This is a genomic window from Mycobacterium adipatum (assembly GCF_001644575.1).
Taxonomy (GTDB): domain Bacteria; phylum Actinomycetota; class Actinomycetes; order Mycobacteriales; family Mycobacteriaceae; genus Mycobacterium; species Mycobacterium adipatum.
The window spans coordinates 2,364,286-2,378,662 of the sequence record NZ_CP015596.1 but is presented as its reverse complement, the minus strand read 5'-3'; the positions used below and the strand labels follow the sequence as shown (position 1 = coordinate 2,378,662).

Sequence of the window (14,377 nt, the reverse complement as noted above, 5' to 3'; positions counted from 1 at the left end):
GTCAGCTTGACGGACACGCGGTACGGTCGCGCTATGCCCAATCCTTCGCGCAACGCAGAAGCTGACCGCGGTCAGCGCAGGGCCACCTTCCAGCGCGCCAACTCACGCGCGACAAAGCGCATGCTGGTCCAGGCCGCCATGGCACTGTGGCGCACCAACGGCTACTCCGGCACCACGGTTGCCCAGATCTGCGCCGCGGCCGGAGTCTCGAAAGCGTTGTTCTACTTCTACTTTCCCCGCAAAGAGGATGTGCTCTTCGAGGTCGGCGTGATGTCGACCCGGTCCGCGCAGCGCACCATCGCCACCCTGCTGGACCGCGACTACGACGTGACCGCCGTCATCACCGCGGCCCTGGCCGAACTGGAACGTTCCATGGCCCGCAACCCGCCGGAACTGATCGTGGAGACAATCTTGGAGGGCTACCGCCACGAGCACCGTCTGCTCAGCACCGGCGAGGCCACCCCCGATCTGGACGGCGGAATGTTCACCGCCCTGTTCCAACGGGCACTGACCGACGGGAAACTGCCCGCCGGCACCGATACCGACCATCTGGCCTATCTGGCCATGATGCTGGTCAGTGAGGGTGCCAGGCACTGGGCCGCAGGCTCATTCGGCGCACGCTCGTTCGTCGAGGTCGTCGGCACCGATATCACCGCCCTGATCGCAGGCAGCACCGGACAAAGGAGACCGTGATGGCATGGGATTTCGAGACCGACCCGGAGTTCACCGAACTCCTCGACTGGGCCGACGCCTTCGTGCGCGATGAGGTCGAACCACTGGACCTGATCTGGCCGCACCTGCAGTTCACACCGTTGGACGACGCCCGCCGTGCGGTGGTGGACCCGCTGAAGGACCAGGTGCGCCGAAAAGGACTGTGGGCCACCCATCTCGGCCCGGAACTCGGCGGCCAGGGATACGGGCAGCTGAAACTGGCCCTGCTCAACGAGATCCTCGGCCGGTCCCAGTGGGCACCGATCGTGTTCGGCTGTCAGGCCCCGGATACCGGCAACGCCGAGATCATCGCCCATTACGGCACCCCGGATCAGAAGGACCGCTACCTGCGTCCGCTGTTGGAAGGTGAGGTGTTCTCCTGTTACTCGATGACCGAGCCGCAGGGCGGTGCCGATCCCACCCAGTTCACGACCTCCGCGGTGCGCGACGGGAACGACTGGATCATCAATGGACACAAGTTCTTCTCCTCCAACGCCTCCACCGCGTCGTTCCTGATCGTCATGGTGGTGACCAACCCGGATGTCAGCCCTTACCAGGGGATGTCGATGTTCCTGGTGCCCACCGACACGCCCGGTGTCACCATCGTGCGCAACTGTGGGCTGTACGGAGAGGCCGACGGCGAGGGTTCGCACGCCCTGATCCACTACGACAACGTCCGGGTGCCGAACGCCGCGCTGCTCGGTGGTGAGGGCCAGGCGTTCGTGATCGCCCAGACTCGATTGGGCGGTGGCCGCATCCACCACGCGATGCGCACCATCGGCCTGGCCCAGAGAGCGCTGGACATGATGTGCGAACGCGCGTTGTCCCGGCATACCGCGGGAAGCCTGCTCGCCGACAAGCAAACCGTGCAGGGCTATATCGCCGACTCCTACGCCCAGCTCAAACAGTTCCGGCTGATGGTGCTGTTCACCGCATGGGAGATCGACAAATACAACGACTACAAACGGGTCCGCAAGGACATCGCCGCGGTGAAGGTGGTCATGCCCACGGTGCTGCACGATATCGCCTGGCGCGCAATGCAAGTCCACGGTGCGCTCGGCGTCACCAACGAGATGCCGTTCCTCGGTATGGTCACCGGGGCCGCGGTGATGGGCCTGGCCGACGGGCCCACCGAGGTGCACAAGACCACCGTCGCCAAGCAGGTGCTGCGGGAGTACACCGGGACCGACGGGCTCTGGCCCACCCAGTGGATCCCCGGCAAACGGGACGCCGCCCGGGCCCGGTTCGCCGAGTATCTGGAGGCCGAGGTGGGCAACCTGTGAGCGACCCGACGATCGATGTTGCCCGCCTTGCCGACTGGATGGACGATGCCGGACTGCCCGGAAAGGGTGCCCCGCTGCGGGCACGTTTCCTGTCCGGCGGGACGCAGAACGTCATCTACGAACTGACCCGCGGCGACGAGCGCTGCGTCATCCGAATGCCACCTCCGGGCGCACCAGCCGACCGCGATAAGGGCATCCTGCGCGAATGGCGCATCATCGAGGCACTCGACGGCACCGACGTGCCGCACACCGAAGCCGTCGGAGTGTGCGACGACGCGAGCGTGCTGGGCAGAGCGTTCTATCTGATGGGCTTCGTCGACGGGTGGTCTCCGATGGACCGGCACGCCCGCTGGCCCGAGCCGTTCGACAGCGATCTCAGCATCCGCGCCGAGCTGAGTTACCAACTGGCCGAGGGTATTGCCCTGCTCTCCAAGGTCGATTGGAAGGGCAAGGGGCTGCACGATCTCGGCCGTCCGGAGGGCTTCCACGAGCGCCAGGTCACCCGCTGGATCGGCTTCCTGGAGCGCATCAAGCGGCGCGACCTGCCCGGCCAGGAGGTCGCCACGGCATGGCTACGGGAGCATAAGCCGCTCGACTTCATCCCGGGCCTGATGCACGGCGACTATCAGTTCGCCAACGTCATGTACCGCCATGGGGCTCCCGCACGGCTGGCGGCTATCGTCGATTGGGAGATGGGCACCGTGGGGGACCCGAAACTCGATCTCGGCTGGATGGTGCAGAGTTGGCCGGCTCACGACAATGACCGCGCCGCGATGGATTACGTCGATATGCGAGGCGCTCCCAGCCGCGATCAGGTGGTGGCGCACTACAGCCAGGTGTCCGGCCGCCAGGTCGACGATCTGGACTACTATCTGGTGCTCGCCAAGTGGAAGCTGGCCATCGTGCTGGAGCAGGGCTACCAGCGCGCCGGAAACGACGAGAAACTGCTGGCGTTCGGCCCGGTGGTCACCGATCTGATGCGCTCGGCCGCCGAGCTCGCCGAGAGCAGCGACTACCGGTGAGAGCTGCGGTCTGCCCGGCCTATGGTCCCCCCGAGGTGGTCGGTGTGCGGGAGCTCCCGTGCCCGGATCTCGCTCCCGGGCAGGCACGGGTGCGGGTCGCCGCGGCGGCGGTGAACTTCCCCGATGTCCTCTTGGTTGCCGGGACCTACCAGGTCAAGGTGACGCCGCCGTTCGTCCCGGGTAGCGAGTTCTCCGGTGTCGTCACCGAAATCTCACCGGGCATAGACGCTTTCGCGGTCGGCGACCGAGTCGCCGGGACCGCCATGTTCGGTGCGTTCGCCGAGCAGGTGTGCATCTCGGTTGACGCTCTGACACCCATCTCCGACGGTGTGGACGACCACACGGCGGCGGCCTCGGGGGTGGCGTTCCGCACCGCGTATCACGCACTGCGCTCGGTCGCACGCATCACCACCGGTGACGACATCGTGGTCCTGGGCGCCGGCGGCGGGGTCGGGCTGGCCGCTGTCGGGCTGGCCACCGCGCTCGGTGCGCGCGTCACCGCGGTGGCGTCCAATCCCGAGAAGCTGGCCGCGGCTGCCCGTCACGGCGCAGTCCGGGGAATCAACCACCGCACCGAGGACCTGCGCGCGGCGCTGCGTGAGGCACTGCCCGGTGGCGCCACGGCCGTGCTCGACCCGGTCGGTGGCGAGCTGTCCGAACCTGCGCTGCGATCCCTGGCGCGCGGTGGGCGTTTCGTCACCATCGGCTTCGCATCGGGATCCGTTGCGCGCATCCCGCTGAATCTGGTGCTGGTCAAGGGGATCCAGGTGCTCGGATTCCAGTTCCAGGACATACCGGCCGACGAGTTCACCCGCAATGAGACCGAACTGCGCCACCTGCTGGCTTCGGGCACCGTCGCCCCGCTTGTCGGCGCGAGCTATCCGCTGACGGAAGCCGCCGCCGCCCTGCGGCACGTGGCCGACGGGCGCGCGATCGGAAAAGTGGTGGTGGACGTGTGTGCACCGGTGTGACGGCCGGGCCGGACAACCCAGTTCTGAAGCGCGCTGCGCCGCGGCGAATTCAGCTGGCGGGCACCAAATCTGCGGCGACGGATGGACAGGACATCACGCCGCAACGGAATGCCTCGGTCCGACCGAACGGGTCGGTGTCCCCCACGGCCGCCAACGCTTGAACTTTGAAGGCACGCGCCGCGGCGCTCAGTTCGTGCTGCACCGAATCGATGGTGCTGTCCAGTTCTTCGGGCCACTGCTCGCCCCACAGCGTCACCTCGGTGAAGCCCTGCTCCAAGGCGCCGAGCACCCCTGCGCGGACCCGCGCATCGCTGACGAACAGTTCGGCCGCCACTGCGACGGTCTGCGGGTGCGGCCGCTCCTCCCACAGCGCCATCACGGCCTCCAGGTCGGCGGTTTCGACGCCGAGGATCTGCAGGGGCCGAATATCGTCGTCACCGGTGACGAGCACCGTGACGTCCCAGCCGGCCATCACACGGTCGACGAGCCAGCCACCCGCATTGCGCACCACCTCGGCCACACTGGGTGCCACCACATCGAGTCGATACCTCATATCGAATTCCTCTCCTCGACTGCTCGGGCGGGAGCCGGTGCGAAGTCGCGGGCCAGCGACTCCGTATACCCCTTGAACACTGCGGCCAGTGGGATTGAAGGATCGAGTAGCCATGCGGTCTCCATTCCATTGACAAAGGCGAGAATCTCCACGGCCTTGGCGGCCGGGTCGAGGTCTGGGCGGTAGCGGCCACTGCTCTGGCCGCGCCGGATCGCGTCGGCAACGATCGCGACGGCGGCCTGTTGCCGGGCCACCAGCCGGTCGTGCAGCGGTGCGTCCGGCTGGATGTTCTCCACCAGCAGGACGGTGAAGGTGCCCACGAGTTCGGGGGCACGGTCGAAGCGCTCGGCCACCCGGCCGATGTTCGCGATGAGATCGCCGCCGCGATCGGCGTGGGTGTCATCGTCGAAATCGCGAGCATCCAGGACGGCGTGCAGCAGCGCTTCCTTCGATTCGAAGTGGTGCAGCAGGCCGGCGGCGCTCACGCCGGCCTCCCTGGCGATTTGGGCCAGCGAGGTGTTGCGCCAACCGTTACGTGCCAGGAGATTCTCCGCGGCGGCGAGAATGCGCTGCTTACGGTCCTCCCCCTTGGCCAACAGCGCCTCGTAGGGCCGAGGACCGGACGCCGCCGATACCGCTGACACCGCACTCCGATCGCCGACGAACCAACCAACTGAACAAACAGTAGGTTGGTTGGCGGGCTGTGACAAGGGTCTCAGTTAACAAATTTCTGGACGGGTGTCAGGTGCCTGGTCAGAGCGTCGGACGATGCAATCCGTGCGCGATCTGTAACGCTCGGCGTCACGGATCGCGCCGACTACAGGCCGAGCGACTTGGCGATGATCACCTTCATGACCTCGCTGGTCCCGGCGTAGATCCGCGCCACCCGGGCGTCGGTGTACAGCCGGGCGATCGGGTATTCCATCATGTAGCCGTAACCGCCGAACAACTGCAGGCAGCGGTCGATCACCCGGGCCTGCATCTCGGTGCAGAACAACTTCACCCGGGCCGCGTCCGGCGCGGACAGCTCACCGTCGACGTGCAGTGCCACGGCCCGGTCCAGCATCGCCTGAGCGGCCTCCACCTCCGTCGAGCAGGCCGCCAGTTCGAACTTGGTGTTCTGAAACGACGCGACGGGTGTGCCGAAGGCCTTGCGATCCCTGGTGTAGTCGATGGCCGCCGCGATCGCCGAACGCGCCTGCGCCACCGACCCCACCGCCACGGTCAACCGCTCCTGCGGGAGATTGTGGCCGAGGTAGCTGAACGCCTCCCCCACCTCGCCGAGCACGTTGGCCGCGGGCACCCGCACGTCGACGAAGGACAGCTCCGCGGTGTCCTGCACCTTGCAGCCCATCTTCTCCAGCTCGCGGCCGCGGGTGAACCCCGCCATTCCGTCCTCGACGACAAACAGGGTCAGACCCTTGCGCCGGTTGTCGGGGTCGGTGGACGTGCGGGCCACCACGACGACGAGGTCGGCCTGCATCCCGCCGGTGATGAAGGTCTTGGCGCCGTTGACGATCCAGTGATCGCCGTCCTGCACGGCCGTCGTGCGCATGCCCGCCAGATCCGACCCGGTCCCGGGTTCGGTCATGGCCACCGCGGTCAGCAGGGTTCCGTCGGCCAGACCCGGGAACCAGCGCTTGCGCTGCTCTTCGTTCGCGTAGTGCAGGAAGTACGGCAGGATCACCTCGAGCTGGGTGCGCACGGTCGACAGCGTCACCAAAGCGCGGGCCGCCTCCTCCTGCAGGACCACGTTGTAGCGGTAGTCCGGCGCGCCACCGCCGCCGTACTCCTCGGGGATGGCCATGCCCAGCATGCCAAGGGCGCCCATCTTCTCGAAGACCGCGCGCGGCATCCGGCCGCCCTTCTCCCAGTCGGGATAGGCGGGCACCACGTCCTTCTCGACGAAGTTGCGCGCGAGTTCACGGAACGCCTCGTGGTCCTCGTTGAACAGATTGCGTTGCACGTGTCGTCCTTTCGACTAGAAGACGTACTCGACCAGAGTGGCGTTGGCGGTGCCGCCGCCCTCGCACATGGTCTGGAGTCCGTAACGGATCCCGTTGTCGCGCATGTGGTGGATCATCCGAGTCATCAACACCGCACCGGAGGCGCCGAGCGGGTGCCCGAGCGCGATTGCCCCACCCAACGGGTTGAGTCTGGCTTCGTCCACTCCGGTCTCGGCGAGCCAGGCCAGCGGAACCGGCGCGAACGCCTCGTTGACCTCGAACACGCCGACCTCGTCGATACCGACACCCGCCTTGCGCAGCACCTTCTCCGTCGCGGGAATCGGCCCGGTCAGCATCAACACCGGGTCGGCGCCGGTCACCGCGCCGGCGCGGTAGCGCACCAGCGGCGTCAACCCCAGGTTCAGCGCCTGATCAGCGGTCATCACCATCAGCGCGGCCGCACCGTCGGAGATCTGCGAGGAGTTCCCGGCATGGATGACACCGTCGTCGGTGAAGGCGGGCTTGAGCCCGGCCAGCTTTTCGGCGGTGGTCCCGCGCCGGATGCCCTCGTCATCGGTGATCACGCTGTCCTGGGTGAACACCGGCACGATCTGGTCGATGAAGGCGCCTGAGTCCTGCGCGGCGGCGGCGAGCTCGTGGGACCTGGCCGAATACTCGTCACAGCGGGTCCGCGACAGATCCCATTTCTGGCAGATCAGCTCGGCCGAGATTCCCTGGTTGAAGGAGAAATTGTCATAGCGGGCAAAGACTTTCGGACCATAGGGCTGCCCGGTGGCCCGCGCGGCACCCAGCGGGACCCGGCTCATCACCTCGACACCGCCGGCCACCACGACATCCTGCTGGCCGGACATGACGGCTTGCACCGCGAAATCCAACGCCTGCTGGCTCGAGCCGCAGGCCCGGTTCACCGTGGTGCCGGGGATGGACTCGGGCCAGCCGGCGGCCAGCACCGCGTACCGGCCGATATTGCTGGACTGATCACCGACCTGCGAGACGCAGCCCCACACCACGTCATCGATCAGCGCCGGGTCGACCCCGGTTCGCTCGGTCAATTCGTTGAGCACCACGGCGGACAGGTCGGCGGCGTGCTGATCGGACAATCCGCCGTTGCGTTTCCCGACCGGGGTGCGCACGGCTCCGACGATGACGGTCTCGCGCATGAATTGCTCCTACTGTGTTGTTCCCCCAGGCCGCTCCGCTCCTGCACCCGAGGAGGCGGGTGGGACGGCCCAGGTTCCGGTGAATGATGGATCGCGCTTGGCGGCGAACGCCGCATAGGCCTCCGCCGAATCCGCGGTGGCGAAATTGCCGGGCTGAGCCCGCGCCTCGTTGCCAAGTGCCTCGGCGAAAGTCATTGCCGCGCCGTCGTTGAGCAATGCTTTGCTCTGCGCCAGCGCGAACGGCGGCCCGTCGGCCAGCCGGGACGCCAAGGCGTCGACGAACCCGTCGATAGCGTGCGATTCCTGCACCCAGGTGACCAACCCGAGCCGATGAGCTTCGGCCGCGTCGATCATATCGGCCAGCAGGACAAGACGTTTTGCCTGTTGTAGTCCGACGATTTTCGGGAGCAGCCATGAGCCACCGAGATCGACGGACAATCCCCGCCGCGCGAAGATCTGGCAGAACGACGACTCCGGTGTGGCCACCACCAGATCGCAGCCCAGCGCCAGATTCCAGCCGGCGCCGACGGCCACGCCGGTCACCTTGGCGATGGTCGGCACCGTCACGTTGTGCAGCGCGAGCGCAACATCGGTGAGCCGCTGCAGCTTCCGGCGAGGATGGACGTTCTCACCGGTGCCGATATCGGCACCGGAACAGAACGCGCCACCCGCCCCGGTGAGCACCACCGCGCGCACGGAGTCGTCGCTGTCGACGGCGCGCAGCGCCTCGGCCAGGGCGTGCCAGAGCTCGACATCGATGGCGTTCTTGCGGTGCGGCCGATTCAGGGTGAGGGTCCGCACCCCGTCACGGTCCTCGACCAACAACGAGTCAGCCATGCGCGTACTCCGGGCCGATCGCCCCGGCGACACGCAAATCACCGATCTCGATCCGACTGTAGCCGAGGCCACCCAGGACGGTATCGGTGTGCTCACCCAGTCCGGGCACCGCACCCATGCCGAGGTCCAGGCCGCTGATCACCGGCGGTGGAAGCAGCGCGGAGATCTCGCCGTTGGGCGTGCCGACCCGCCGCCAGCGGTCGCGCGCCGCCAGATGCGGATGCGCGATCACCTCACTGGGCTTGTTGTAGCGCGAGTTGCCGATGCCCGCGGCGTCCGCGATACGTTGAATCTCGTCGAGATCGTGCTGTGCACACCAGGATTGGATGGCGGCGTTGAGCTCGTCACGATGTGTGCAGCGTTGCGGATTGGTGGCGAAGCGCGGGTCCTCGGCGAGGTCGGGCCGTTCGATGATCTCTCGGGCAAGCCGCTGCCACTCCCGGTCATTGGTGGTGCCGAGCACCACCGTCTGCCCGTCGCGGGTACCGAACGACCCGTATGGCGCGACCGCGGGTGAGCTCATACCCAGCGGCTCCTGGTCGATCCCGGAGTGCTGGGTGTAGGTGAGCTGGTAACCCATGATGTCGGTCATGGTGTCGAACAGGCTGACCGCCACGGCGGGTGCGGCATCGGTGGCGCCGGAGCGCGCCCGGCCCAACAGCAACGCCATGATCGACAGGGCCGAGTACAGACCGGTGGTGATATCGGCGACCGGCGCCCCGGGTTTGGCCGGCATTCCGGGGAATCCGGTGGCCGCGCACGACCCCGACTCGGCTTGGACCAGCAGGTCATACGCGCGTTTGTCGGACAGCGGCCCACCGGGGCCGTAGCCGTCGATCTCGAGCGGGATCACCTGTGGGTGCCGCGCCCGCAGGTCCGCCGCGCCCAGCCCAAGGCGCGCCGTCGCCCCGGGGGCGAGATTGGACACGAAGACGTCGGCGCCGTCGAGCAAGCGGTGTAACACCTCCAAACCCGCCGGCGCTTTCAGGTTGAGGGTCACCGACTCCTTGCCACGGTTCGCCCATACGAAGTGGGCGGCCAGCCCGTTCACCACGTCGTCGTAGTCCCGCGCGAAGTCACCACCCCTGGGGTTCTCGATCTTGATCACCCGGGCGCCGAAATCGGCGAGCACCCTCGTGCACATCGGCGCGGAGACCGCCTGCTCCATGGCGATGACGGTAATTCCGGCCAGCGGCAATGCCGGCCCGGTGGTGGTCATGACAATGATCCCCTCTGTCTGCACGCGAAATTGCCGTTATCGCGACAAAGTGCGAGTGGACATGACGATAACCGCAACCTCGAGTGACTCTTCAGGTCAGTAGCTCTTGGGGAGGCCGAGCACGTTGGCGGCCAGGAAGTTCAGAATCATCTCCTGGCTCACCGGCGCGATCTTCATCAAGCGCGACTCCCGGAAGAACCGGGAGATGTTGTACTCCTCGGAATAGCCCATCCCGCCGTGGGTCTGCAGCGCCCGGTCCGCGGCGCCGAACCCGGCGTCGGCGCACAGATACTTGGCCATGTTCGCCTCGCGGCCGCAGGAGCGCCCGTTGTCGTAGAGCCAGGTGGCCTTGCGCAGGACCAGCTCGGCGGCATCGAGGCGCGCCAGCGAATCGGCCAGCGGGAACGCGAGGCCCTGATTCTGGCCGATCGGACGGTCGAACACCACCCGTTCGTTGGCGTACTTGACCGCGCGATCAAGTGCCACCCGTCCGATTCCGAGCGCCTCGGCGGCGATCAACATCCGTTCCGGGTTGAGTCCGTGCAGGATGTAGGAGAAACCCTTGCCCTCTTCCCCGATGCGGTCCTCGACCGGTACGCGCAGGTCGTCGATGAACACCTCGTTGGAGCTGACGGCGTTGCGGCCCATCTTCTTGATCGGCCGGATGTCGACGTGGTCACGGTCGATATCGGTGAGGAAAAGGGTGAGACCCTCGGTGGGTTTGCCGCCCCGCTTCTCGACATCCTCGCGGCTCTCGGTGCGGGTCAGCAGCAGGATCTTCTCCGACTCCAACGCCTTGGAGATCCACACCTTGCGGCCGTTCACCACATAGTGGTCGCCCGCCGAATCGTGACCGCGTTTTGCGAAGGTGGTGATCCGGGAGGTATCCAGCCCGGCCCCGGGTTCGGTCACGCCGAAGCAGACGTGCAGGTCGCCGTTGACGATGCGCGGCAGCGTCGCCTTCTTCATGTCCTCGGATCCGAACACCACGACCGGCTGCATCCCGAAGATCGACATGTGGATGGCGCTGGCGGCATTCATCGCGCCACCGGAGCGGGCCACCTCTTCGGCAAGGATGGTGGCCTCGGTGATGCCCAGACCATGTCCGCCGTACTCCTCCGGGATGGTCATGCCCAACCAGCCGCCGGCGGCGATGGCGTCGTAGAACTCGGTCGGGAACTCGTGCGCCTGGTCCTTGTCCATCCAGTAGTGATCGTCGAACCTGGCTGCCAGCTCGGCGACCGACTTGCGGATCAGTTGTTGATCCTCGGTGAGTTCGAAGTTCATTCCCTCAGACACAGTTTCTCCTCGGTCCGTGCGCGCGACGTCCTCGGTACAGGTGTGCCCTGCACCGTCCGCCGAATATGCGCTCTGCGGTTAGTCTTTGACGCCCGTGACCGCACGGGCGTTCGCGGTGAAGTCGGCGACGCTGGAGCCGCCGCGCTTGTCATGGTGGCTGAGCGCCTGGATCGAAACGTCGTGGCCCTCGGCCTGTTTGCGCAGCGCGCCGACGGTGGCCTGCTCGCGCGGGATGTGTTTGAACGGCTCGAAGTGGTACAGCCGCATCGCGTTCTCGTGGGTGATCTTATTGATCTCGTCATCGGGGACGTCATAGGTGTCGAACACGGCGTGCAGTTCCTCGGGCGCCCCGGGCCACATCGAATCCGAGTGCGGGTAGTCCATCTCCCAGCAGATGTTGTCCACCCCGATGGCGTGCCGGTTCTTCACCCCGACAGGATCGGAGATGAAACACGTCATGAAGTGCTCGCGGAAAACCTGCGAGGGCAACTTGTCCCCGAAATCCTGGTGCGTCCACGTCGAGTGCATCTCGTAGGTGCGGTCCACCCGGTCCAGGAAGTAGGGGATCCAGCCGGTGCCGCCCTCGGACAAGGCGATCTTCAGATCGGGATAGGCCTTGATGGGCGCCGACCACAGCAGATCGGCCGCGGCTTGGACGATGTTCATCGGCTGCAGGGTGATCATCACGTCCATCGGGGCGTCCGGCGCGGTGATGGCCAGCCGGCCCGAGGACCCGATGTGCACGTTCATCACCGTGTCGGTATCCACCAACGCATCCCACAGCGGCTTCCAGTACTCCAGGTCATGGAAACTCGGATAGCCCAGCGCCGAGGGGTTCTCGGTGAAGGTCAGCGAGTGCACCCCCTTCTTGGAGACCCGGCGGACCTCGTCGGCACACAGCTTCGGGTCCCAGATCGCCGGGATCGCCATCGGGATGAAACGACCCGGATGCGATCCGCACCATTCGTCGATGTGCCAGTCGTTGTAGGCCTGCACGAGCGCCAGCGAGAACTCGGTGTCCTCGGTGGCGAACAACCGGGCGGCAAACCCCGGGAAGGACGGGAAGTTCATCGTTGCCAGCACGCCGCCGGCGTTCATGTCCTTGACCCGCTCGGCGGCGTCATAACAACCCTTGCGGATCTCATCGAGACCCTGGGGTTCCAGCCCGTACTCCTCCTTGGGCCGTCCGGCCACCGCATTGAGCGCGACGTTCGGGATGACCGTGTCCCGGAACTGCCACGTGTCGGAGCCGTCCGGGTTGTGCACCAACCGCGGCGCCTCATCCACGTACTTGGCCGGCAGATGATTCTTGAACATGTCCGGCGGCTCGATGATGTGGTCATCGACGCTGATCAGAATCATGTCGTCTTGGTGCATGAGCCGTCCTTCGGGGTCGCATCCGGTTCCGCGCTGGAGATTCTCGATACCTGCAAACTAACTTCTCTCAGTACGAGAATCAACGTCCGGAACCGCGCTTGGTGGCGCTGACCGCGCGTTTCGGTTCCCCGACCCGGCACGAGACGGCCGGTTTCCGGGCGCTTGTCATTGACCTTACGGCCAAACAGTGGAAATCTGTTAGTCAGTTATGAGAATATGATTCTCGTACCGGAGAAGACGCGGACGCCGCGCTGGCCAATCCAGCACACGGCAGCGAGCGACGGAACCGACAGACCCACACTCAGAGAGGTTGCACCGTGGCGTTTTTCCCCAAACCAGCGGCGGGAAGCTGGACCGAGAACTGGCCGGAACTCGGCACGGCACCGGTCGACTACACCGACTCCATCGATCCCGAGCACTGGAAGCTGGAACAGCAGGCCATTTTCCGCAAGACCTGGCTGCAGATGGGCCGGGTCGAACTGGTCCCGAAGAAGGGCCGCTACGTCACCCGCGAACTGCCGTCGGTCGGCCCCGGCGTGTCGATCATCATCGTCAACGACGGCGATCAGATTCGCGCCTTCTACAACCTCTGCCGACACCGAGGTAACAAGCTGGTCTGGAACGACTACCCGGGCGAGGAGGTCTCGGGAAGCTGTCGGCAGTTCGTCTGCAAGTACCACGCCTGGCGCTACGACCTCAAGGGCGACCTGACCTTCGTCCAGCAGGAAAGCGAGTTCTTCGACCTCGACAAGGCCGACTATCCGCTCAAGCCGGTGCGTTGCGAGGTCTGGGAGGGCTTCATCTTCGTCAACTTCGACGATGACGCCGTGTCGTTGCAGGAATACCTCGGCGAGTTCGGCGAAGGCCTGAAGGGCTACCCGTTCCACGAGATGACCGAGCACTACAGCTACCGCTCGGAGATCAAGGCGAACTGGAAGCTGTTCATCGACGCGTTCACCGAGTTCTACCACGCACCGATCCTGCACATGAAGCAGGCGGAGAAGGAGGAGGCCGAGAAGCTGGCCCAGTTCGGCTTCGAAGCACTGGCTTACGACATCAAGGGCGATCACTCCATGGTGTCGTCCTGGGGCGGCATGTCACCGCCGAAGGATCTCAACATGGTCAAACCCATCGAGCGGATCCTGCACAGCGGACTGTTCGGACCGTGGGACCGGCCGGACATCAAAGGCATCCTGCCCGACGAGCTGCCGCCGGCCATCAACCCGGGTCGCCACAAGACTTGGGGCACCGACTCTTTCGAGTTCTTCCCGAACTGGACCCTGCTGTTCTGGGCGCCGGGCTGGTACCTGACGTACAACTACTGGCCGACCGGCGTGGACAGCCACATCTTCGAGGCCGACCTGTACTTCGTGCCGCCGAAGAACCTGCGCGAACGCCTCTCGCAGGAGTTGGCGGCGGTGACGTTCAAGGAGTACGCCTTCCAGGACGCCAACACCCTGGAAGCCACCCAAAGCCAGATCGGCACGCGCGCCGTCACCGAATTCCCGCTGTGCGACCAGGAAATCCTGCTTCGCCATCTGCACATGACCGCGCACCAGTACGTTGACAGATACCAGGCCGAGCGGGCGGCACAGTCCAACGGGTCCGGCAAGCCGACCGCCGCATCGAGCGTGAAGGAATCAGCAAATGTCTAAGCTGCCCGCGGAATTCGCCGACCTGGAGCGGTTCTCGGACTGGTGCCTGCCGACCGAGGAGGAGCGCTACTCCAAGCGCCTCAACTCCACCATGGCCGAGATGCAGGAGCTCTACGACGCCGGCATGGCGCGCCTTGAGGACATCATGGTCTACGTCGACGCCCGCTTTCCGCTGGCAAGCATGCCCGACGACGCCAAGGCACTGGTGCACCTCGGGCAGTCGATCGTCATGGTGAGCTTCCCGATCGAGGTGTGGAAGCAGCCGCGTGTGCTCGACAGTGGCGCCGCCTATATCCAGCTCATCAAGGAGCCGGTGGTCTAGG

General features: G+C 65.9%; 14 protein-coding genes. 6 read left to right on the top strand and 8 right to left on the bottom strand.

Annotated features, from left to right (window positions below):
• The first annotated feature begins 33 nt into the window (after nucleotides 1–33).
• Genes A7U43_RS11310 through A7U43_RS11295 form a run of 4 tightly spaced genes read left to right on the top strand, consistent with a single transcriptional unit; the run spans nucleotide 34 to nucleotide 3,987 of the window.
• Nucleotides 34–693, top strand: coding sequence for a TetR/AcrR family transcriptional regulator (locus A7U43_RS11310; protein WP_067994870.1), 660 nt, complete (start codon nucleotides 34–36; stop codon nucleotides 691–693).
• Nucleotides 693–1,994, top strand: a complete 1,302-nt coding sequence (locus tag A7U43_RS11305; RefSeq protein ID WP_067994867.1) for an acyl-CoA dehydrogenase family protein — start codon at nucleotides 693–695, stop codon at nucleotides 1,992–1,994. The genes A7U43_RS11310 and A7U43_RS11305 overlap by 1 nt, the downstream gene beginning before the upstream one ends.
• A 38-nt stretch (nucleotides 1,995–2,032) precedes the next feature.
• Nucleotides 2,033–3,016, top strand: a complete 984-nt coding sequence (locus A7U43_RS11300) for a phosphotransferase family protein (protein ID WP_197500050.1) — start codon at nucleotides 2,033–2,035, stop codon at nucleotides 3,014–3,016.
• Complete coding sequence (locus tag A7U43_RS11295) at nucleotides 3,013–3,987, top strand: NADPH:quinone oxidoreductase family protein (protein ID WP_067994862.1); 975 nt, start codon at nucleotides 3,013–3,015, stop codon at nucleotides 3,985–3,987. The genes A7U43_RS11300 and A7U43_RS11295 overlap by 4 nt, the downstream gene beginning before the upstream one ends.
• 49 nt (nucleotides 3,988–4,036) lie before the next feature.
• Here the strand turns inward: A7U43_RS11295 and A7U43_RS11290 are convergent, their stop codons facing one another.
• The 8 genes from A7U43_RS11290 to A7U43_RS11255 form a co-directional block, all read right to left on the bottom strand.
• Nucleotides 4,037–4,540, bottom strand: a complete 504-nt coding sequence (locus A7U43_RS11290; RefSeq protein WP_067994859.1) for a hypothetical protein — start codon at nucleotides 4,538–4,540, stop codon at nucleotides 4,037–4,039.
• Nucleotides 4,537–5,184, bottom strand: a complete 648-nt coding sequence (locus A7U43_RS11285) for a TetR/AcrR family transcriptional regulator (protein WP_067994857.1) — start codon at nucleotides 5,182–5,184, stop codon at nucleotides 4,537–4,539. The genes A7U43_RS11290 and A7U43_RS11285 overlap by 4 nt, the downstream gene beginning before the upstream one ends.
• Before the next feature lie 173 nt (nucleotides 5,185–5,357).
• Nucleotides 5,358–6,506 (bottom strand): acyl-CoA dehydrogenase family protein, encoded by a 1,149-nt coding sequence (locus A7U43_RS11280; protein WP_067994853.1) that lies wholly within the window; start codon nucleotides 6,504–6,506, stop codon nucleotides 5,358–5,360.
• A 15-nt stretch (nucleotides 6,507–6,521) separates the two neighbouring features.
• The gene (locus tag A7U43_RS11275; protein ID WP_067994850.1) at nucleotides 6,522–7,667 is read right to left on the bottom strand and encodes a thiolase family protein; all 1,146 of its coding nucleotides are present in this window, start codon (nucleotides 7,665–7,667) and stop codon (nucleotides 6,522–6,524) included.
• 9 nt (nucleotides 7,668–7,676) lie between these two features.
• Complete coding sequence (locus tag A7U43_RS11270) at nucleotides 7,677–8,504, bottom strand: enoyl-CoA hydratase/isomerase family protein (RefSeq protein WP_067994847.1); 828 nt, start codon at nucleotides 8,502–8,504, stop codon at nucleotides 7,677–7,679.
• Complete coding sequence (locus tag A7U43_RS11265; protein ID WP_067994844.1) at nucleotides 8,497–9,723, bottom strand: CaiB/BaiF CoA transferase family protein; 1,227 nt, start codon at nucleotides 9,721–9,723, stop codon at nucleotides 8,497–8,499. The genes A7U43_RS11270 and A7U43_RS11265 overlap by 8 nt, the downstream gene beginning before the upstream one ends.
• Nucleotides 9,724–9,819: 96 nt before the next feature.
• Complete coding sequence (locus tag A7U43_RS11260; protein WP_067994841.1) at nucleotides 9,820–11,010, bottom strand: acyl-CoA dehydrogenase family protein; 1,191 nt, start codon at nucleotides 11,008–11,010, stop codon at nucleotides 9,820–9,822.
• A gap of 90 nt (nucleotides 11,011–11,100) precedes the next feature.
• Nucleotides 11,101–12,399 carry an amidohydrolase family protein gene (locus A7U43_RS11255; protein WP_067994839.1) on the bottom strand — a complete coding sequence of 433 codons (1,299 nt, stop codon included), beginning with the start codon at nucleotides 12,397–12,399 and terminating at the stop codon, nucleotides 11,101–11,103.
• Nucleotides 12,400–12,716: 317 nt separating this feature from the next.
• On the opposite strand from A7U43_RS11255, the gene A7U43_RS11250 reads away from it, so the two are divergent.
• Nucleotides 12,717–14,054, top strand: coding sequence for an aromatic ring-hydroxylating oxygenase subunit alpha (locus A7U43_RS11250; protein ID WP_067994836.1), 1,338 nt, complete (start codon nucleotides 12,717–12,719; stop codon nucleotides 14,052–14,054).
• Nucleotides 14,047–14,376 carry a hypothetical protein gene (locus A7U43_RS11245; RefSeq protein ID WP_067994833.1) on the top strand — a complete coding sequence of 110 codons (330 nt, stop codon included), beginning with the start codon at nucleotides 14,047–14,049 and terminating at the stop codon, nucleotides 14,374–14,376. The genes A7U43_RS11250 and A7U43_RS11245 overlap by 8 nt, the downstream gene beginning before the upstream one ends.
• The last annotated feature ends 1 nt before the right edge of the window (nucleotide 14,377 follow it).

Bases quoted from the DNA above. Each gene is read 5' to 3' on its own strand.
- A7U43_RS11245 (WP_067994833.1), top strand. From the start codon at position 14,047: ATGTCTAAGCTGCCCGCGGAATTCGCCGACCTGGAGCGGTTCTCGGAC.
- A7U43_RS11255 (WP_067994839.1), bottom strand. From the start codon at position 12,399: ATGCACCAAGACGACATGATTCTGATCAGCGTCGATGACCACATCATC.
- A7U43_RS11275 (WP_067994850.1), bottom strand. From the start codon at position 7,667: ATGCGCGAGACCGTCATCGTCGGAGCCGTGCGCACCCCGGTCGGGAAA.
- A7U43_RS11260 (WP_067994841.1), bottom strand. From the start codon at position 11,010: ATGAACTTCGAACTCACCGAGGATCAACAACTGATCCGCAAGTCGGTC.
- A7U43_RS11305 (WP_067994867.1), top strand. From the start codon at position 693: ATGGCATGGGATTTCGAGACCGACCCGGAGTTCACCGAACTCCTCGAC.
- A7U43_RS11290 (WP_067994859.1), bottom strand. From the start codon at position 4,540: ATGAGGTATCGACTCGATGTGGTGGCACCCAGTGTGGCCGAGGTGGTG.
- A7U43_RS11270 (WP_067994847.1), bottom strand. From the start codon at position 8,504: ATGGCTGACTCGTTGTTGGTCGAGGACCGTGACGGGGTGCGGACCCTC.
- A7U43_RS11300 (WP_197500050.1), top strand. From the start codon at position 2,033: ATGGACGATGCCGGACTGCCCGGAAAGGGTGCCCCGCTGCGGGCACGT.
- A7U43_RS11310 (WP_067994870.1), top strand. From the start codon at position 34: ATGCCCAATCCTTCGCGCAACGCAGAAGCTGACCGCGGTCAGCGCAGG.
- A7U43_RS11265 (WP_067994844.1), bottom strand. From the start codon at position 9,723: ATGACCACCACCGGGCCGGCATTGCCGCTGGCCGGAATTACCGTCATC.